General features: G+C 73.4%; 14 protein-coding genes. 10 read left to right on the top strand and 4 right to left on the bottom strand.

Annotated features, from left to right (window positions below; genetic code table 11):
* The first annotated feature begins 2 nt into the window (after nucleotides 1-2).
* The 7 genes from ABD254_RS05745 to ABD254_RS05715 all read left to right on the top strand — a co-directional run bounded on the left by ABD254_RS05745 (nucleotide 3) and on the right by ABD254_RS05715 (nucleotide 7,774).
* Nucleotides 3-2,381, top strand: coding sequence for an acetyl/propionyl/methylcrotonyl-CoA carboxylase subunit alpha (locus ABD254_RS05745; RefSeq protein ID WP_425553653.1), 2,379 nt, complete (start codon nucleotides 3-5; stop codon nucleotides 2,379-2,381).
* Entirely contained in the window at nucleotides 2,378-3,580 is a 1,203-nt protein-coding gene (locus ABD254_RS05740) for an acyl-CoA dehydrogenase family protein (protein WP_344246496.1), read from the top strand. The genes ABD254_RS05745 and ABD254_RS05740 overlap by 4 nt, the downstream gene beginning before the upstream one ends.
* Before the next feature lie 94 nt (nucleotides 3,581-3,674).
* A complete protein-coding gene (locus ABD254_RS05735; RefSeq protein ID WP_344246495.1) occupies nucleotides 3,675-4,226 on the top strand; it encodes a MaoC family dehydratase in 552 nt (183 codons plus the stop codon).
* Nucleotides 4,223-5,161, top strand: a complete 939-nt coding sequence (locus ABD254_RS05730; protein ID WP_344246493.1) for an HpcH/HpaI aldolase/citrate lyase family protein — start codon at nucleotides 4,223-4,225, stop codon at nucleotides 5,159-5,161. The genes ABD254_RS05735 and ABD254_RS05730 overlap by 4 nt, the downstream gene beginning before the upstream one ends.
* The gene (locus ABD254_RS05725; protein ID WP_344246491.1) at nucleotides 5,158-5,889 is read left to right on the top strand and encodes a CoA transferase subunit A; all 732 of its coding nucleotides are present in this window, start codon (nucleotides 5,158-5,160) and stop codon (nucleotides 5,887-5,889) included. Before ABD254_RS05730 ends, ABD254_RS05725 begins: the two co-directional genes overlap by 4 nt.
* Complete coding sequence (locus tag ABD254_RS05720) at nucleotides 5,886-6,602, top strand: CoA transferase subunit B (RefSeq protein WP_344246489.1); 717 nt, start codon at nucleotides 5,886-5,888, stop codon at nucleotides 6,600-6,602. The genes ABD254_RS05725 and ABD254_RS05720 overlap by 4 nt, the downstream gene beginning before the upstream one ends.
* Nucleotides 6,599-7,774: an acetyl-CoA C-acyltransferase gene (locus ABD254_RS05715; RefSeq protein WP_344246487.1), complete on the top strand. Its 1,176-nt coding sequence runs from the start codon at nucleotides 6,599-6,601 to the stop codon at nucleotides 7,772-7,774. The genes ABD254_RS05720 and ABD254_RS05715 overlap by 4 nt, the downstream gene beginning before the upstream one ends.
* A gap of 84 nt (nucleotides 7,775-7,858) precedes the next feature.
* Here ABD254_RS05715 and ABD254_RS05710 read toward each other — a convergent pair whose 3' ends face one another.
* A complete protein-coding gene (locus ABD254_RS05710) occupies nucleotides 7,859-13,807 on the bottom strand; it encodes a GH92 family glycosyl hydrolase (protein WP_344246485.1) in 5,949 nt (1,982 codons plus the stop codon).
* A gap of 136 nt (nucleotides 13,808-13,943) precedes the next feature.
* Here ABD254_RS05710 and ABD254_RS05705 point away from each other — a divergent pair, with 136 nt between their 5' ends.
* From ABD254_RS05705 to ABD254_RS05695, 3 genes are read left to right on the top strand one after another with little or no spacing between them, the layout of a single operon-like run.
* Nucleotides 13,944-14,684 (top strand): ThuA domain-containing protein, encoded by a 741-nt coding sequence (locus tag ABD254_RS05705; RefSeq protein ID WP_344246483.1) that lies wholly within the window; start codon nucleotides 13,944-13,946, stop codon nucleotides 14,682-14,684.
* 2 nt (nucleotides 14,685-14,686) lie between these two features.
* Nucleotides 14,687-14,884 (top strand): hypothetical protein, encoded by a 198-nt coding sequence (locus tag ABD254_RS05700; protein WP_344246481.1) that lies wholly within the window; start codon nucleotides 14,687-14,689, stop codon nucleotides 14,882-14,884.
* A gap of 54 nt (nucleotides 14,885-14,938) precedes the next feature.
* The gene (locus ABD254_RS05695) at nucleotides 14,939-15,331 is read left to right on the top strand and encodes a VOC family protein (protein ID WP_425553651.1); all 393 of its coding nucleotides are present in this window, start codon (nucleotides 14,939-14,941) and stop codon (nucleotides 15,329-15,331) included.
* 27 nt (nucleotides 15,332-15,358) lie between these two features.
* On the opposite strand, the gene ABD254_RS05690 is transcribed toward ABD254_RS05695, so the two are convergent.
* The 3 genes from ABD254_RS05690 to ABD254_RS05680 all read right to left on the bottom strand — a co-directional run bounded on the left by ABD254_RS05690 (nucleotide 15,359) and on the right by ABD254_RS05680 (nucleotide 18,835).
* Nucleotides 15,359-16,030: an AIM24 family protein gene (locus tag ABD254_RS05690; RefSeq protein ID WP_344246477.1), complete on the bottom strand. Its 672-nt coding sequence runs from the start codon at nucleotides 16,028-16,030 to the stop codon at nucleotides 15,359-15,361.
* A 68-nt stretch (nucleotides 16,031-16,098) separates the two neighbouring features.
* Nucleotides 16,099-16,851 (bottom strand): succinate dehydrogenase/fumarate reductase iron-sulfur subunit, encoded by a 753-nt coding sequence (locus ABD254_RS05685; RefSeq protein ID WP_344246475.1) that lies wholly within the window; start codon nucleotides 16,849-16,851, stop codon nucleotides 16,099-16,101.
* A gap of 16 nt (nucleotides 16,852-16,867) precedes the next feature.
* Nucleotides 16,868-18,835, bottom strand: a complete 1,968-nt coding sequence (locus tag ABD254_RS05680; RefSeq protein ID WP_344246473.1) for a fumarate reductase/succinate dehydrogenase flavoprotein subunit — start codon at nucleotides 18,833-18,835, stop codon at nucleotides 16,868-16,870.
* Nucleotides 18,836-18,847: the final 12 nt, after the last annotated feature.

Below are 18,847 nucleotides of genomic sequence, written 5' to 3'. Positions count from 1 at the left end.
CCATGAACGCGACCTCTCCGTCCGCGAGCTCCGCGCGGCCGTTCACCACCGTGCTCGTCGCCAACCGCGGCGAGATCGCGTGCCGCGTCATCGGCACGCTGCGTCGCCTCGGCATCCGCTCCGTCGCCGTGTACTCCGACGCCGACGCCGGGTCGCGGCACGTGCGGGAGGCCGACGTCGCCGTCCGGATCGGGCCGGCGCCCGCGGCGGCCAGCTACCTCGACGTCGAGGCCGTGGTCGCCGCCGCCGTCGCGACCGGCGCCGAGGCGATCCACCCGGGCTACGGCTTCCTCGCCGAGAACCCCGCGCTGGTGCGCGCCTGCGAGCGGGCCGGCGTCGTCTTCGTCGGGCCGCCGCCGGACGCCATGACGACGATGGCCGACAAGGCCGCGGCCAAGCGGCTCGTCGCCACGCACGGCGTCCCGGTGCTGCCCGGCACGCTCGACGACGGGCTGTCGGACGCCGACCTCGTCGCCGCGGCGGCCTGCGTCGGCTTCCCGCTGCTGGTCAAGCCCGTCGCGGGCGGCGGCGGCAAGGGGATGGTCGTCGCGCGCTCGGCCGAGGACCTGCCCGACGCGCTGGCCTCCGCGCGCCGCGTCGCGGCGTCGTCGTTCGGCGACGACGGGCTGCTGCTGGAGCGCCTGGTGGAGCGGCCGCGGCACGTCGAGGTGCAGGTGCTGGCCGACACCCACGGCACGGTGCTGCACCTCGGCGAGCGCGAGTGCACGCTGCAGCGCCGCCACCAGAAGGTGGTGGAGGAGGCGCCGTCGCCCGCCGTCGACGACGCGACCCGCGCGCGGATGGGCGAGGCCGCGTGCGCCGTCGCGCGGTCGGTCGGGTACGTGGGTGCCGGGACCGTGGAGCTCCTGGTGCCGGCCGACGACCCGGCGTCGTTCGCCTTCATCGAGATGAACACGCGGCTGCAGGTGGAGCACCCGGTCACCGAGCTGGTCACCGGCGTCGACCTGGTGGAGCAGCAGCTGCGCGTCGCGGCGGGCGAGCCGCTGGGATTCGCGCAGGACGACGTGCGGATCACCGGGCACGCCGTCGAGGCCCGGGTGTACGCGGAGTCGCCGGCGCGCGGCTTCCTGCCCGCGACGGGACGGGTGCTGGTGTACGACGACGCGGGCGCCGCCGCCGGGCCCGCCGCGACGCCCGTACGCCTGGACAGCGGCATCGACGCCGGGAGCGTCGTGACGGGCGACTACGACCCGATGCTCGCGAAGGCGGTGGCGCACGGCGCCGACCGTGCGGAGGCGCTGGCGCGGCTGGACTCCCTGCTCGGGGAGGTCGTCGTGCTGGGCGTCGAGACGAACCTCGGGTTCCTGCGTGACCTGCTCGCCGACGACGACGTGCGCGCCGGGAGGCTCGACACGGGTCTCATCGACCGTTTCCTCGCCGCGGCGGTCGAGCCTGTCGAGACCTCCTCGCCGGTCGAGCCTGTCGAGACCCGGGTTTCGACAAGCTCAACCAGCGTGGTCGCGGCGGCGTTGTGGGCGCTGACCGGCGACGACGGCGACGACGGCGACGGCGGCGCGCGCGGCCCGTGGGCGGCCGACGGGTGGCGGCTCAACGGCCCGCCCGTGCCGCGGCGGGTGGTGCTCGTCGACGCGACGGGCACGGAGCGCACCGTCACCGTCACCGGGACGGCGGAGGACGCCCTCGTCACGCTCGGGGACACGCCCGACGGCGGCGAGCCCGTCCGCGCGTCGCTGCGCCCCGCCGTCGGGCACGACGAGCCGCGCCGCGGGCTCCTCGCCCTCGGCGCCACCACCGTCACCGTTGTGGGCATGAATATGGCCCACTTCGGGCTCGGGAAACGGGCCAATTTCATGCCCACAGCGCCGACGGAGGTGTGGGTGCACGTCGACGGGCGGAGCGCCGGGTTCACCGTGCTCGACCGCGCCACCACGGCGGCGAGGCGCCGGGAGGCTCGCGCGGTCGAGCCGTCGTCGTCCGGCGCCGCGTCGACGCCCGTGCGCGTCGACATGCCCGGCACGGTCACGGCCGTCCCGGTCGACGATGGTGAGCAGGTGGCCGCCGGCCGGACGCTCGTCGTGGTCGAGGCGATGAAGATGGAGCACGCGCTCGTCGCGCCCACGGACGGCGTGGCGCGCCTGCGGGTGCGGCCCGGCGACCAGGTCCGCCTCGACCAGGTGGCCGCCGTCGTCGAGCGCGCCCTACCCGAGGACACGCCGGTACCGTCGCCGGCCGACGAGCCCGACCACGCCGACCAGACCGACCAGACCGACCAGACCGACCACGCCGACACGACCGACCACGCCGACACGACCGGCACCACAGCGCCGGTCGCCGGGGCACACCCCGCCCCGACGGCCGCACGTCCCCAGGCCGACCCCGCCACCCGAGGAGCGTCATGATCAGCGAGACCCAGTCGACCGTGCTCACCGACGAGCAGCGCAAGCTCAGCGCCGTGGTGCGCGAGTTCGCGGACCAGGTGGTCGCGCCCGCCGCCTACCGGTACGACACGGAGCGGCGGCTGCCGGTCGAGATCATCGCGCAGATGGGCGAGCTCGGGCTGTTCGGGCTGCCGTTCCCCACCGACGTGGGCGGCCAGGGCAAGGACTACGTATCGCTGTGCCTCGCGGTGGAGGCCCTCGCACGGGTGGACCAGTCGATCGCCGTGACGCTCGAGGCGGGCGTCGGGCTCGGCATCATGCCGATCTTCCGGCACGGCACCGAGGAGCAGAAGCAGCGCTGGCTGCCCGACCTCGTCGCCGGCCGGGCGCTGGCCGCCTTCGGGCTCACGGAGGCGAGCGCCGGGTCCGACGCCGGCGCGACGCGCACGACGGCGCGCCTGGAGCCGCACGCCGGAGCGGACGGCGAGGGGGAGTGGGTGATCGACGGCTCCAAGCAGTTCATCACCAACTCGGGCACGCCCATCACCAGCGTCATCACGGTGACGGCGGTGACGGACGAGCACGCGGGGCCGGACGGCGTCACCCGCAAGGAGCTGTCGTCGTTCCTCGTCCCCGCGGGGACGCCCGGCCTGACCGTCGAGCCGGCGTACGACAAGGTCGGCTGGCACACGTCGGACACCCACCCGCTGCGGTTCGACGGACTGCGGGTCCCGGCGGCGAACCTGCTGGGCGAGCGCGGCCGCGGGTACGCGAACTTCCTGCGGGCGCTGGACGAAGGGCGCATCGCGTTCGCGGCGCTCGCCACGGGGGCGGCGCAGGGCTGCCTGGAGGAGGCGCTGCGCTATGCGAACGAGCGGGTCGTCTTCTCCCGCACCATCGGGTCCAACCAGCACGTCGCGTTCACGCTCGCGCGGATGCAGGCGCGGGTGCACTCGGCGCGGCTGTGCTGGCTCGACGCCGCGCTCAAGCAGACCCACGGCAGGCCGTTCAAGGCGGAGGCGTCGGTGGCGAAGCTGGTCGGGGCCGAGGCGGCCATGGCGAACGCCCGCGACGCCTCGCAGATCTTCGGCGGGTACGGGTTCCTCAACGAGAACGCCGTGGCCCGGCACTACCGCGACGCCAAGATCCTCGAGGTGGGCGAGGGCACGACCGAGGTGCAGCTCATGGTCATCGCCCGCGACCTGGGCCTGGCGTCATGACGGCACCGTCCCCCGCCTGCGCCGAACACGGGGTTGGGAGCGGTATGGCGTCCCAAAACGATCCGAACCCCGTGCTCGGCAGACAGGAGGGATGATGCGTGACGAGGTCCAGCGCGGGCTGTACTACGACGAGCTCGAGCCCGACGTGCGGTACGTCCACCGGCCCGGTCGCACGATGACGGAGGCGGACGACGTCCTGTTCACGTCCGTCACGATGAACCCGCAGGCGCTGCACCTGGACGCGGCATGGGCCGCGACGCAGCCGTTCGGCAGGCCGCTGGTGAACTCGATGCTGACGCTGGCCACGCTCGTCGGGCTGTCGGTGGCGCACCTGACGCGCGGCACGATCGTGGCCAACCTGGGCTTCGCCGAGGTCGCGTTCCCGCACCCGATGTTCCACGGCGACACCCTGTACGGGGAGACGACGGTGGCCGACCGGCGGCCGTCCCGCTCGCGCCCGGGCACCGGCGTCGTGACGCTCGAGCACGTGGGCCGCAACCAGGACGGCGACGTCGTCGCGCGGGCCGTGCGCACCGTGCTGGTGTGGACGCGCGAGGGCCACGAGGCGTACGAGCGCCAGACCGGCGGAGCCGACGAGGGTGCCGCGCTCGACAGCACCGCGACCGACGCCGGGACGGGGACGTGAACCCCCCGCCGTTCGCCCTCGGCCCGGCGCTGCTGTTCTGCCCCGCCGACCGGCCCGACCGCTACGCCAAGGCCGTGGGCCGGGCTGACGCCGCGATCCTCGACCTCGAGGACGCCGTCGCGGCCGACCGCAAGGGGGCCGCCCGCGACGCGCTCCTCGCCCACGCGCTCGAGAGCCCCCTCGACCCAGGCCGCGTCATCGTGCGCGTGAACGCCGTCGGCACGCCCGACCACGAGGCCGACCTCGCCGTCCTCGCGCGCACTCCCTACCGCACGGTGATGCTGCCCAAGGCCGACGGCCGGTTCGTCGGGCCCCTGGTGGCGCCCGACGGCGGCCCGTACGCCGTCGTCGCGTTGTGCGAGACGGCGGCCGGCGTGCTCGCCGCGCCCGCGCTCGCCGCGCGGCCCGACGTCGTCGCGCTGGCGTGGGGGGCCGAGGACCTGGTCGCGTCGTTGCACGGCACGTCGAGCCGGGACGTGGACGGCCGGTACCGGGACGTCGCGCGGCACGCGAGGTCGGCCGTGCTGCTCGCCGCGGGCGCGGCCGGCAAGGCCGCGATCGACGCCGTGCACCTGGAGCTCGGCGACCTGGAGGGGCTGCGTGCCGAGGCGCAGGACGCCGCGGCGAGCGGGTTCGCGGCCTCGCTGTGCGTGCACCCCGACCACGTGCCGGTGGTGCGCGCCGCGTTCGCGCCGTCGGAGGCCGAGGTGGAACGGGCGCGCGAGGTGCTCGCCGCGGCGGCGGGCCGGGCCGACGCCCTCACGGGACTCCCGGTGGGCGGCGGCGACGTGGACCCCGGCGTGCTCACGGTGGGCGGCCAGATGGTGGACGCGCCGCTGCTGCGCCACGCCGAGGCCGTCCTGCGCCGGGCGGTCGCGACTCCCGACGGCGCCGTCGTCGGACGTACTGTCGAGGAGAACGGGGGACGACCATGACGACGACGACCCGGGTGCGCACCAGCGCCGTCGACGCGCTGGATGGCCTGCTGCACGACGGCATGACGCTCGCCGTCGGCGGCTTCGGCCTGTGCGGCAACCCGAACGACCTCATCGAGGCGGTGCGGGACTCCGGCGTGCAGGACCTCACCGTGGTGTCCAACAACATGGGCGTCGACGGCAAGGGGCTCGGCATCCTGCTGGAGAACGACCAGGTCAGCCGCGTGCTGTCGTCGTACGTGGGGGAGAACAAGCTGTTCGCGCAGCGGTACCTGGACGGCGACCTCGAGGTGGAGTTCGTGCCGCAGGGCACGCTGGCCGAGCGGCTGCGCGCCGGCGGCGCGGGTATTGCCGCCTTCTACACCCCGACCGGGGTCGGCACGCCGGTCGCCGAGGGCAAGCCGGTCGAGGAGTTCGACGGACGCAAGCACGTGCTCGAGCGGGCGATCGTCGCCGACCTGTCGCTGGTGCACGCGCGCCGCGCGGACCGGTTCGGCAACCTCGTCTACCGGTACACGGCCCGCAACTTCAACCCGGTCGTCGCGACGGCGGGCCGGGTCACGGTGGTCGAGGCCGAGGAGATCAGCGACGAGCCCCTCGACCCGGACGTGATCGTCACCCCCGGCATCTACACGACGCGGCTGGTCCGGGCCCGCGACCGGGTCAAGGACATCGAGCAGCGCACCGTCCGCCCGGCGGTCGCCGTCGAGACCGGAGGGGCACGATGACCTGGACACGCGACGAGATGGCCGCCGTCGCCGCGGCCGAGCTGCACGACGGCGACTACGTCAACCTCGGCATCGGCATCCCGACGCTCGTGGCGAACCACCTGCCGCCCGGCGTCTCGATCACGCTCCAGAGCGAGAACGGGCTGCTCGGCATCGGGCCGTTCCCCCTCGAGGGCGAGGAGGACGCCGACCTCATCAACGCCGGCAAGCAGACCGTCACCGCGCTGCCCGGGGCGAGCTACTTCGACGCGGCGGAGTCGTTCGGGATGATCCGCGGCGGGCACGTGGACATCGCGATCCTCGGCGCGCTGCAGGTCTCGGCCACCGGGGACCTCGCGAGCTGGACCGTGCCGGGCAAGCTCGTCAAGGGCATGGGCGGCGCGATGGACCTGGTGGTCGGGGCGCGGCGCATCGTCGTCCTCATGGACCACGTGGCCCGCGACGGGACGCCGAAGCTGCGCACGAGCTGCACCCTGCCGCTCACGGGCGAGGGCGTCGTGGATCGCGTCGTCACCGACCGGGCGGTGCTGGACGTCGGGCCGGGCGGGCTGCTGCTGCGCCGGCTCGCCCCGGGCGTCACCGTCGACGAGGTGCGCGAGGCGACGGAGGCGGAGCTCGTCGTCGAGCTCGGGGATGCCGAGAACGAGACACAGGAGGTCGGGACGGGCGATGGCGCTCCGTCGCCGAAAGCGATCGAGGAGGCACAGTCATGACCGTCATCGTGGGTTACCGCCGGACGCCGTTCGTGCGCTCGAACGGGGCGTTCGCGACCGTGCCGGCGACGGCGCTGGGCGCGCACGCGCTCGCGGCGGCGCTCGCCGACGCGGGGATCGCGCCCGACGAGGTGGACGTCGCGATCGGCGGCCAGGTGCTGCAGGGCGGGGCGGGCCAGAACCCCGCCCGACAGGCGGCCGTCGACGCGGGCCTCCCGATGACCGTCCCCGCCGTCACCCTCAACGCGGTGTGCCTGTCCGGGGCGGAGGCGGTGGTGCAGGGGCACCGGCTGATCGCGACCGGCGAGGCGCAGGTCGTGGTGGCCGTGGGGATGGAGTCGATGACCCTCGCGCCGCACGCGTGGGTCGGGTCGAGGGCGGGGCAGCGGTTCGGCCCGGTCGAGCTGATCGACACGATGGCGCACGACGGCCTCACCGACGCCTTCGAGCACGACTCCATGGGCCTGAGCACCGAGCGGCACGGGGAGAAGATGGGGAGCGCGGCGTGGAACACGCGCGAGGCCCAGGACGCGTTCGCCGTCGCGTCGCACGAGCGGGCCGCCGCCGCGGCGCCGTCGCTCAAGGACGAGATCGCGCCGTACGAGGTGCCGGGCCGGCGCGGGACGGTCACGGTCGACGCCGACGACGGCATCCGGGCCGACGCCACCCTCGACGGCCTGGCACGGCTGCGTCCGGCGTTCCGCGAGGGCGGGACGATCACGGCGGGCAACGCCTCGCAGATCTCCGACGGCGCGGCGGCGCTCGTGCTCGTCGCCGACGACGTCGCGGCCGCGCGCGGCCTGACCGGGGCGCGGATCCGCTCGCACGGCCTCGTGGCCGGCCCCGGCGTCGGGCTGCACGCCCAGCCGGCGCACGCGATCGCGGAGGCCTGCGGGCGGGCCGGGATCGCCGCGGGGGACCTGGCCGCCGTCGAGATCAACGAGGCGTTCGCCGCCGTGGTGCTCGCGTCGGTCGACGCCCTGCGCCTGGACCCGGCGATCGTCAACGCCAACGGCGGGGCCATCGCCCTCGGGCACCCGATCGGGGCGTCCGGGGCTCGGGTCGTCGGGCACCTGGCACGGCGGCTCCGCGAGCTCGGCCCGGGGTCGGTCGGGGCCGCGGCGCTGTGCGGCGGGGGCGGGCAGGGCTCCGCCGTCGTCCTGGAGGTCTGAGCACATCGCCGGTCGAGCCCGTCGAGACCAGGTGGGTCTCGACAGGCTCGACCGGCGTTGGTGGAGATCGGCCGGAGGAGGGGGTCAGCCCTCCGTGGCCGGGATGTTCGCCAGCAGGGCGCTCAGCGCGCTGGCCTGCGTGCGCCAGTCGAACGCGTTCGCCTCCTCGGCCCCGTCCCCGCCGGCCCAGCGCAGGCCGAGCCGGTCGTCGTCGTCCCGGTCGTCCGCCCAGATCGACGACGCCTGCCGGTCGAGGAACTCCTGGTACGGGGCGCCGTCGAGCGACCGGTTCAGGTCGTCGAGGTACCGGGTGAAGATCCCCTTGAACTGCTTCTGGTTGTCGTCGCAGGTGCCCGCGGCGTCGCAGCTCTCGGTGAGGATCCCGTCGGTGACCAGCTCGGGGGCGGTGGTCCCCGCGTCGGCCAGGTCGCGCACGGTGGCCAGGACCGTCGCGTCACCCGTGGCCCGGTACAGCTCGAGCCCGCCGCCGAGGAAGAGGCCCTGGTTGTAGGTCCACACCGTGCCGCCGTTGTTCTCGCAGTCGCCGGTCAGGCCGTCGTTGACCAGACCGTCGGCGTTGATCATGCCGCTGTCGACCAGCCAGTCCCATCCTGCCTGCGACCGCTCGAGCCACACGGTGTCGCCGGGCATGCGCTGGTGCAGCTCCGCGGTCAGGCGCACCCACAGCCCGTTGGTGATGGCGTTCTTGTAGGTCCGCTCGTGGTCCCACCACACGCCGCCCCCGCAGGTGCTGGTGTCCCAGTACCCGTGCACGAACTCGCCGATGGTCTCGGCCATGTCCAGGTACTTCTGGTCGCCGGTGAGGTCGTACGCCTGGATCCAGGCGAGACCCCACCACTCGGAGTCGTCGATGGCGCGGCTGGTGAAGTCGCCCCACAGCTCGTCGCCGGACAGCTCGCCCGCGGGGAACGTGCCCTTGTTCCGCTCGAACGTGCGGTCCACCTGCGGCAGGTACGACTCGTCGCCGGTGCGCTGCATGTACTCGATGACGGTCTCGGTCGCGACGGCGGAGTTCCACCAGCTCGACTGCCACCACGCCTCGGCGGGGTCGTAGTCGGCCATCAGCACCTCGGCGGCCCGCGTCGCCCGCACCACCGACGGCGGGGTGTCGACCAGGGCGTCGACGAGCGGCAGGAGCGCCGCCTTCGCCAGCCGGCTGACCTTGTTCTCCCGCGCGTCGGCGATCGCCGACCGCAGCTCGGTCAGCGTCGCCGCCAGGTCTGCCGAGTGGCTGCCGTCGGCGGCCTCCTGCGCCTCGGTGATCAGGTCGACCAGGTCGCGCGACACGCCCTTGGCGATGTCGCCGCTGCGGGTCAGCTCGCCCACCTGGGCGCGGACCTGGTCGAGGCCGGAACCCGGGGCGAGCCACAGGGACAGGATCCGCTCCAGGTCCTCCCGCGCCCGGTCGTCGACCTCGCGGGCCGACATGGTGTCGATCGTCGCCTTGAGCGCGCGCACCTGGGTGCGGACCCCGTCGGCGTCGTTCGCGTCCTCGGCCTCCTGCGCGGCGTCGACCAGCTCGCCGAGCTCCCGGGCGACGCGCCCGGAGATCTCGCGGTCACCCCGGGCCTCGTCGAGGTAGGTCGCGATCTCCGCGACGCGCGGCTGGTGCGCCAGCAGCTCGAGCTCGGCCAGCGTCGTCGCCGGGTCCTGCGACCCGGTGACGACGAGCCGGTAGTGCCGGTAGATGCCGGGGTCGGCCACGGAGAACGCCCGCGTCTGCTGACGCTCGGCGAACTTCTGCCCGCGGCGGGTGTCGAGCGTGACCCACCGCTCGCCGTCGGTCGAGCCCTGCAGCTTCCACGCCTTCGGGTCGCCTCCGGCCTCCTGGGCCGAGGTGAGCGTGTACATCTGTACGCGAGCAGCCGGCCCCGTGAGCTCGTAGGACACCGCCGGGCGCGGGGAGGTGAACGTCGTCGACGTGCCCGACGTGTCGTCGAACAGCGCGCCGGCGTCCGCCACGGCGTCGTCCGTCGTGGCCGTGCCCTTCTTGGGGCCCGTCACGTCGGCGAGCGGGTCCGGGACCTGGTCGCCGGTGGTGATCGACGGCGGCGCGTCGTCGTCGCCCGTGCCCCAGTCGGACGGCTCCGGGCCCATGTCGAAGACGATCTCGCCGCCGGCCATGAGCTGGTCGTGCGTGAAGGACGTCGACGTGTGCGGCTCGCCGTTCACCGTGACGCCCTGGACGTAGACGTTCTCGGCGCTGTTCTCCGGCGCGCTGAGCACCAGGTCCTTGCCGTCGGCCAGGTGCAGCGTGGCCTTGGTGAACGTCGGCGAGCCGATCGTGTAGGTGGGGCTGCCCACCTGCAGCGGGTAGAAGCCGAGGGAGCCGAAGATCTGCCAGGCCGAGGCCTCGCCGTTGTCCTCGTCGCCCGGATAGCCCTGCCCGATCTCGCTGCCGACGAACCCGCGCGACAGGCCCTCGCGCATGATCGCCTGCGTCTTCCACGGCTGGCCGGCGAAGTTGTACATGTACGGGATGTGGTGCGAGGGCTGGTTGCTCATGCCCCACTGGCCCATGCGGACGGCCTTGGCCTCGAGCATCTCGTGGATGACGCCGCCGTAGGCGCCCGGGAACTGCGCCGTCTCCGGCGTCGCGAAGAACTCGTCGAGCTTCTCGGCGAGCCCCGCCTTGCCGCCGTACAGGTTGGCCAGCCCCTGGCCGTCCTGCACCGCGTGGAACGCGAAGTTCCAGCCGTTCGTCTCCGTGAACGGGCTGCCCCACGCGCGCGGGTCGAAGTCCGCCGCGGACTCCTCCCACGTCCCGTTCTTGTCCTTGCCGCGGAAGAACCCGGTCGCCGGGTCGAACAGGTGCACGTAGTTCTGAGCCCGGTTCAGGTAGTACTCGTAGTTGTCCGCGTACTCCTGGTGGCGCGGGTCGGAGGCGTCCGAGCCGTCCAGCAGCTTCTTCGACATCTGCGCGATCCCGAAGTCGTTGAGGTAGTCCTCCAGCGCCCAGGACACGCTCTCGTGCGTGTCGGACGCGGTGTAGCCCAGGAACGTCGCGCGGTCCTGGCCCTTGCGGCCCACGTGCTCGTTCGGCGGGGCCGTCGACGCGTTCTTCAGCGCGGCGTCGTACGCCCGCTGCACGTCGATGTCGTCGATGCCCTTGAGGTAGGCGTCGGCGAACGCGACGTCGGAGCTGGTGCCCGTCATCGAGTTGGCGTAGCCCGGGGCCGACCAGCGCGAGGTCCAGCCACCGTCGTCGTACTGCTGGGTCATGCCGTCCACCAGCTCGGCGGCGTCCTGGGGGTACAGCAGGGAGTACGCCGGCCAGGTGGTGCGGTAGGTGTCCCAGAAGCCGTTGTTGACGAAGATCTTGCCGTCGAGGATCTTCGCCCCGGTCTTCTTCGCCGTCGTGCCCTCCGGCGCCGGGTCGAGGCTGACGCCGGACTGGTCGACGTGCTTCCACTCGGGCTCGGCCGCGGTGCCGACGTTCTCGTGCCCGGAGTTCGGGTAAAGGTTGAGCCGGTACAGGTTCGAGTACAGCGTGGTGAGCTGGTCGCCGGTCGCGCCCTCGACGTCGATGACGCCGAGCTTGTCGTCCCAGGCGGCCTGCGCCCGCTCCGTGACGGACTCGAAGGTGTCGTCCGCCGCGATCTCGAGGCGGAGGTTGCGCTTCGCCTGCTGCACGCTCATCAGCGACGTCGCGATCCGCATCGTGACGACCTTGTCCGACGACGTGTCGAGCGTCAGGCGACCCGCGACCTTGTCGCGGCCGCCGACGGAGAGCTTCCCGCCGCCGGTGACCGTGCCGTCGACCTCGGCGTACACGAACATGCGCTTGAGGCCGTTGCTCTGGCCGCTGGCGACGTCGGTGTAGCCGGACAGCGTGCCGGCCTCCGGGTCGAGCGTCAGCCCGCCGTCGTTGGTGATGTTGTCGAAGATGAGGCTCGAGGAGTCGCCGGTGAAGGTGAACCGGAACATCGCCGCGTGATCCGTGGGCGTGATCTCGGTCTTCATCCCGTTGTCGAACGTGACGCCGTAGTAGTGCGCACGGGCCGTCTCGTTCTCGTGGCCGAAGGCCAGCGACCGGGACCCGCGGTCGGCGTCGGGCGTGCCCTCCGGCGACGGCATCACCTGGAACGTCTGGCGGTCGGCGATCCACGGGCTCGGCTCGTGGCTGAGGTTGAACGACTCGATCCGGCTGCGGTTGTTCTCGTCGTTGTCCCGCTGGTAGGCGTACAGCCAGTTCTGGGCTCCCGCGTCGGTGGACGGCGTCCAGAAGTTGAAGCCGTGCGGCACCGCCGTGGCCGGGATGTTGTTGCCGCGCGAGAAGTCGCCCGACGAGTTGGTGCCGCGCGTCGTCAGGACGTGGTCGGACGGGCGCGCGGAGGCGTCGGCGGCCTCCTCCGGGGCGGCGGCGATCGCGATGTCGTCGATCCAGCCGCTGAAGTCGGCGGGGCCGGAGTCCTTGTCGTAGCCCACGAGGACGCGGTCGACCGTCTTGCCCGCGGCCACGTCGCCGAGGCGCGAGCGCACCGCGTTCCACTGGTTCACGTACAGCACCTTGGAGGCGCCCTGGCCCTGCGGGCTCAGGCCGAAGCCGTGCTGGTCCGTGGCCCCGAGCTCGCTGAGGTAGGTGCCGTCGGTGAACGCCAGGTCGACGGCGACGTGCGTGCTGGCGTAGGTCTGGTCGTTGTCGGAGGCCTCCGGGAAGAGCGCGTACGACAGCTCGGACTCCTCGCCGACCGGGACGTCGACGTCGAGCACCCGGTTGTACGCGTACCCACGGCCCTCCGTCGTGTGGGTGCCCGCGTAGTGCAGCGCGTGCAGACCCGTCCAGCCGGCCTCGGTCTTCGCGGTGGGCGCGCTGACGGGGCCCGAGCCGACGGTGGTCGTCATGTTCGAGTCGGCCGCGGCCTCGGTCGAGATCAGCCACTCGGCGAGCTGGGTGGCGAGGCTGCCGGAGTTCTCCGTCACGTCGAGACGGTAGAACCGGAAGCTCGCCGGCTCGGCGACCGTGAACTGGCGGGTCTCGAACCGGTCCGTGAACGTCTGGTTGCCCCGCTCGTCGAGCGTGGTCCACTGCTCGCCGTCGGCCGAGCCCTGCAGGCGCCAGCTGCGCGGGTCGCGGTCGGGGGAGTCGTTCGCCGAGGCGAGGGCGTAGGTGGCGATCGCGGCCGGCTCGGCGAGCTCGTAGGTGACGTGCGCGGCGGGCGACCCGGCGAACCACTTGGTGCCGACGTCGCCGTCGGCCAGGTTCTCGGCGCCCTCGGCGGGCGCGTTCTCGTCGGAGGCGGTGACGCCCTCGACGGAGCCCGTGACGTCACCGGGGAAGGCCACGTCGCCCGGCACGAGCCGGCGCACCGACGTGCCCGTGACGACGGCGTCGATCTCGCCGGCGTCGTGCGTGCGGACCTGGAACTGCGGCGTGCCGCCGCCGTCCGCCGGCCGGGTGAAGTCGACCGTCACGGTCTGCGGCTCGTCGCCGAGCGTCACCTCCTCGCCGCCCACGTCCCGGCCGCCGCTGTAGACGTTGAGGAAGACCGTGCCGCGGCCGGTCAGGGTCACCTCGCCGCGGAGGGCGGTCGCGCGCTCCACGTCCGGCATCGGCACCTGGATCCACGTCTCGCCCGCGGACGTCATCGTCCAGCGCACGCCGGGCTCGCCGCCCGTGGTGGGCTCGATGGTGCCGGGGACGTTGCCGACGCCGTTCTGGAAGGGGCCCTCCCAGGCGAGGTCGGGCGTGGGCGCGCCGAGCAGGTCGTCCCCGGTGGGGGTGGCGGGCTCGCGGTCCAGGATCGTGGTGCCGACGACGCCGGAGACCTTGGGCCCGGCAGGGGTCTGCTCGGCCTCGCTGAGCCAGTCGGGCTGCGGGTCGCCGGGCTCCAGCGACGTGGCGTAGTCGCCTGCCGCGGCGGCCGCCGCGGCGGGCGCGGTCGCCACGGCGGCGGCGCCCACCCCCGAGATCCCGAGGGCGACGGTGAGCGCCGACGAGACCGTGCGGCGGAACGCGGGCGGGAGCCCGCGAGGCGGGCTGCTGTGCGGGCGGGTCGGGCGTGAAGGCATCGGTGACCTCGTGCTCAGGGCGGTGTGCTCTCCGCCAGGCTTTGACAGCGCTGTCAAGCGGCAAGCCTGCCAGCGGTGCGCGCCACGGTCAACAGGACCGTGCGGACGTCGGACCGGCACGGCAGGATGGGCGACCGTGAGCCACTCCGCGACGACGCACCCCGACTCCGCCCTCCCTCGAGCCGCCCGCATCCTCGTCCTCGCCGGCCGCGGCCGGCACGAGGACCCCTGGCACGACCATGCCGCCACCTCCCACCGGCTGGCCCTCCTGCTCGCCGGGCTCGACGTCGGCGGCCGCCCGGCGGACGTGGCCGTGCGCTCCACGTTCCCCGGGGCGCTCGACGACCTCGACGACGTCGACCTGCTCGTCGTGAACGCGGGGACGTCGTGGCCCGGGCTGCGTGAAGCCGGCATCGGGCCCGACGACGCGGCGTGGGCGCCGTTCCACGACCGGCTGGAGGCGTGGGCTCGCGCAGGCGGGCGGCTCCTCGCCGTGCACCAGTCGGCGAACGCGTTCGGCGACCGGCCCGGCTGGGAGGAGGTGCTCGGCGGGCGTTGGGTGCCGGGGACGTCGTATCACCCGCCGTTCGGCCCTGCGACGGTCGCGCTCGCGGCGGGCACGCACCCGGTCACCGAGGGCCTCGGCGCCGTCGAGGTCGACGACGAGCGCTACTGCCGGCTGCGCGTCTCGCCCGAGTCGCAGGTGCTCGGCTGGGTCACCGACGACGACGGCGAGCGACACCCCGCCGTCTGGGTCGCCGACGCGCACGGCGGCCGCACCGTCTACTCCGGGCTCGGCCACGACGCGCGTGCGTACGACTCGCCGTCCCACTCCGCGCTCCTGCTGCGCGCGGCGAGCTGGCTGCTGGAGGCCTGACGATGCGGGTCCTGGGAGTGGCCCTGGTCTTCGTGGCCGCGGCGGCCGCGTCGGTCTACGTCATCGAGGCCTTCGCGCCGGACATCTCACCCCTGGGGAGGTTCGCCGTCATGCTGCCGGTCTACGTCGGCGGCGGGCTCAGCGTGCGCGCCGCGGCGCAGGCCCGCCGTCGTCGGCGGGCCGAGAGCCAAGTACCTTGACGTCGAGATACTTTCGACGGTGAGGAGATCGGTGTGAGGTTGCACCATGTCCAGGTGGCCTGCCCTGCGGGCGGCGAGGACGAGGCCCGCGCGTTCTACGGCGCGGGCCTCGGGCTGACCGAGGTGCCGAAGCCCCCGGAGCTCGCCGGTCGCGGCGGCTGCTGGTTCCGGGGCTACGGGGCGGGAGGCGAGGTCGCGGCCGAGATCCACGTCGGGGTCGAGGACCCGTTCGCGCCGGCGCGCAAGGCGCACCCTGCGGTGGTGACCGACGACGTCGCCGAGCTCGAGTCCACGGCGGCCCGGCTCGAAGCGGCCGGGTTCACCGTGGACTGGTCCGAGCGGCGGACCTTCACCGGCTACGAGCGGTTCCACACGCGTGACGGCGCGGGCAACCGCGTCGAGATGCTCGCGCCCGCGCCCGACGCCGTCGTCGGCGCGAGCGCCTGAGTCGACCCGGCGCCGGGCGTCAGGCGCTCACTGCTTGGTCGGCAGCGGGTGGCCCTCGGAGGCCTGCACCACGACGAAGCCGCTGCCGGTGAGCCCCAGCTGGTAGGCCTCGCCCGAGCCCCGCCCGATGGCGGCGCCGAGCTTCGCCGTCTTGCGCACGGAGCTGGTGAGCGACGTCGACCAGAGCACGGCGCTCTGCATGTCGACGTAGGTCGGCTCGTCGACGTTCAGCACCACGGGCGTGCCGTAGGCGGTGACCGCCAGCGCGCCGGTGCCGGTGAACGTCGTGTTGAACAGCCCGCCGGTGAGCATCGAGGCGCCCTCGACCCGGTTGATGTCCCAGGTCAGGCTGCTCTCGAACGCCAGGATGTTCGAGCCGTTCACGGTGACGCTCTCGCCCTCGAGGAACAGCACGAACACCTCGTCGGCGTCCTCGGCGAGGAAGACGTCGCCGCTGCCGGAGACCTTCATGAGCGACATGCCCTCGCCCGTGAACGCCTTCTTGAGGAACTTCGACATCCCGCCGCTGCCCTCGTAGGAGAAGTCGACGTCGCCCTGGTAGGCGACCATCGACCCCTGCTTGGCGTAGAAGAACCCGCCGCTGCCGGCGAGGTCGACCTTGAGCATCCTGCCGTTGGCGAGGACGAAGCTGCCGGGCTCGCCCTCGGGCTCCGTGTGGTGGAAGAGGCTGCTGCGCATGGGGGCATCCTGTCAGGCAGCTGCGCCGGACGCCGCTCGGCCGCGACGCCGCTCGGCCGCGGCGGTGCTCAGCCGCGGCGGCGCGAGATGGTGCGGCCGAGCCACACCAGCGGGTCGTAACGACGGTCGGCCACGCGTTCCTTCATCGGGATGAGCGCGTTGTCCGTGATCTTGATGCCCTCCGGGCAGACGTCGGTGCAGCACTTGGTGATGTTGCAGCGGCCCAGCCCGTGCTCGTCCTGCGCGGCGTCGACGCGGTCGGCGACGTCGAGCGGGTGCATCTCGAGCTCGGCGACCCGCATGAGGAAGCGGGGGCCGGCGAACGACTCCTTGTGCTCCTCGTGGTCGCGCACGACGTGGCACACGTCCTGGCACAGGAAGCACTCGATGCACTTGCGGAACTCCTGCGAGCGCTCGACGTCGACCTGCGCCATCCGGTACTCGCCCGGCGCCAGGTCGGCGGGCGGCGTGAACGAGGGGATCTCGCGCGCCTTTGCGTAGTTGAACGACACGTCGGTGACGAGGTCGCGGATCACGGGGAACGTCCGCAGCGGCGTGACGACCACCTCGTCGTACTCCGAGAACACGGACATCCGCGTCATGCACAGCAGCCTCGGTCGCCCGTTGATCTCCGCCGAGCACGACCCGCACTTGCCGGCCTTGCAGTTCCACCGCACGGCGAGGTCGGGCGCCTGGGTGGCCTGCAGCCGGTGGAGCACGTCGAGCATCACCTCGCCCTCGTGGACCTCCACCTGGAAGTCCACCAGCTGCCCGTCGTCGGCGTCCCCGCGCCAGACGCGCACGAGGCGTGTGTCGCTCATGGCGTGCTCCTCGTGCTCATGCCGGGCTCCCCCCGGGGTGGGCCGTCAGCTCCGGGGCCGTGTAGTACTTCTCGAGCTCGTCGAGGTCGAAGAGTGCGAGCAGGTCCTCGCGCATCGGGACCCGTTCGGCGGGCTCGACGGCGACCCGCGGCACGACGGACTCCTCCCGGGGCGCGCCGGCGGCGTCGTCGTGGCGGACGTGCGTCACCAGCACCCGGTGGCGCCACTGCGGGTCGAGCGTCGGGTAGTCGTCGCGGGTGTGGCCGCCGCGGCTCTCGGTGCGGGTCAGCGCCGACGACGCGACGGCCTCGCCGACCATGAGCATGTTCCGCAGGTCCAGCGCGAGGTGCCAGCCGGGGTTGTACTGCCGGTGCCCCTCGACGACGACGCGCCGCAGCCGCGCCCGGAGCTCGCCGAGCCGGTCCAGCGCCGCGGTCATCTCGGCCTCGGTGCGGATGATCCCGACGAGGTCGTTCATGGTGCGCTGCAGCTCGGCGTGCAGGGCGTAGGGGTTCTCGCCCGCCGCGCCGTCCGACGGCGGCGCGAAGGGGGCGAGCGCCATCGCGGCCGCCGCGTCGACGTCGTCGTCGGCCGCGACCGGGCGGCCCTGGAGGCCCTCGACGTGGTCGGCGGCGCCGAGCCCCGCGCGCCGGCCGAACACCAGCAGGTCCGACAGGGAGTTGCCGCCGAGCCGGTTCGAGCCGTGCATCCCGCCCGCGCACTCGCCGGCCGCGAACAGCCCGGGGACGTTCGTGGCCCCGGAGTCGGGGTCGACGTCGATCCCGCCCATGACGTAGTGGCACGTCGGGCCGACCTCCATCGCCTCGGCCGTGATGTCGACGTCGGCCAGCTCCTTGAATTGGTGGTACATCGACGGCAGGCGTCGCTGGATCTCCTCCGCCGGCAGGCGGCTCGCGATGTCGAGGTAGACGCCGCCGTGCTCCGAGCCGCGCCCCTCCTTCACCTCGGTGTTGATCGCGCGGGCCACCTCGTCGCGGGGGAGCAGGTCGGGCGTGCGGCGGTTGTTCTCCTGGTCGTCGTACCAGCGGTCGGCCTCGTCCTCGGTCTGCGCGTACTGGCCCTTGAACACCTCCGGGACGTACCCGAACATGAACCGGTCGCCGCCGGAGTTCTTGAGCACGCCGCCGTCGCCCCGCACGCCCTCGGTCACGAGGATGCCCTTGACGCTCGGCGGCCAGACCATCCCGGTCGGGTGGAACTGCACGAACTCCATGTCGACGAGGCTCGCGCCGGCCCGCAGCGCCAGGGCCTGGCCGTCGCCGGTGTACTCCCACGAGTTCGACGTCACCTGGAACGACTTGCCGATCCCGCCGGTGGCCAGCACCACCGCGGGGGCGGAGAACTGCACGAACCGGCCCGACTCGCGCCAGTACCCGAACGCGCCGGCGATCGCGCCAGCCTGCCCTGAGCCTGTCGAAGGGTCGGCCGTGAGCAGCTCCGTGACCGTGCACTCGGCGAACACGCGCAGCCGCGCCTCGTAGTCGCCGGTCTCGGCGTGGTCCGCCTGCTGCAGCGCCACGATCCGCTGCTGCAGCGTGCGGATCAGCTCGAGCCCGGTGCGGTCGCCGACGTGCGCGAGCCGCGGGTAGGTGTGCCCGCCGAAGTGGCGCTGGCTGATCCGCCCGTCGGGCGTGCGGTCGAACAGCGCGCCCCACGTCTCGAGCTCCCAGACCCGGTCGGGCGCCTCCTTGGCGTGCAGCTCCGCCATCCGCCAGCTGTTGAGGAACTTCCCGCCGCGCATCGTGTCCCGGAAGTGCACCTCCCAGGAGTCGCGGGAGTTGACGTTGCCCATCGCGGCGGCGCAGCCGCCCTCGGCCATCACGGTGTGCGCCTTGCCGAAGAGCGACTTGCAGACGATCGCCGTCCGCAGCCCGCGCTGGCGCGCCTCGATCGCGGCCCGCAGGCCGGCGCCGCCCGCGCCGATGACGAGGACGTCGACCTCGTGCCGTTCGATCTCGGTCACGCCCGGTCTCCC

Source organism: Isoptericola hypogeus, from assembly GCF_039531145.1.
GTDB classification, from domain to species: Bacteria; Actinomycetota; Actinomycetes; order Actinomycetales; family Cellulomonadaceae; genus Isoptericola; species Isoptericola hypogeus.
The sequence above is the reverse complement of the archived record's forward strand: the minus strand, read 5'-3'. Positions and strand labels throughout refer to the sequence as shown.

What these genes read in the sequence shown, in the direction of transcription:
- ABD254_RS05725 (WP_344246491.1), top strand. Translation starts at nt 5,158, where the DNA reads ATGACGACGACGACCCGGGTGCGCACCAGCGCCGTCGACGCGCTGGAT.
- ABD254_RS05720 (WP_344246489.1), top strand. Translation starts at nt 5,886, where the DNA reads ATGACCTGGACACGCGACGAGATGGCCGCCGTCGCCGCGGCCGAGCTG.
- ABD254_RS05710 (WP_344246485.1), bottom strand. Translation starts at nt 13,807, where the DNA reads ATGCCTTCACGCCCGACCCGCCCGCACAGCAGCCCGCCTCGCGGGCTC.
- ABD254_RS05735 (WP_344246495.1), top strand. Translation starts at nt 3,675, where the DNA reads ATGCGTGACGAGGTCCAGCGCGGGCTGTACTACGACGAGCTCGAGCCC.
- ABD254_RS05715 (WP_344246487.1), top strand. Translation starts at nt 6,599, where the DNA reads ATGACCGTCATCGTGGGTTACCGCCGGACGCCGTTCGTGCGCTCGAAC.
- ABD254_RS05690 (WP_344246477.1), bottom strand. Translation starts at nt 16,030, where the DNA reads ATGCGCAGCAGCCTCTTCCACCACACGGAGCCCGAGGGCGAGCCCGGC.
- ABD254_RS05700 (WP_344246481.1), top strand. Translation starts at nt 14,687, where the DNA reads ATGCGGGTCCTGGGAGTGGCCCTGGTCTTCGTGGCCGCGGCGGCCGCG.
- ABD254_RS05685 (WP_344246475.1), bottom strand. Translation starts at nt 16,851, where the DNA reads ATGAGCGACACACGCCTCGTGCGCGTCTGGCGCGGGGACGCCGACGAC.
- ABD254_RS05740 (WP_344246496.1), top strand. Translation starts at nt 2,378, where the DNA reads ATGATCAGCGAGACCCAGTCGACCGTGCTCACCGACGAGCAGCGCAAG.
- ABD254_RS05745 (WP_425553653.1), top strand. Translation starts at nt 3, where the DNA reads ATGAACGCGACCTCTCCGTCCGCGAGCTCCGCGCGGCCGTTCACCACC.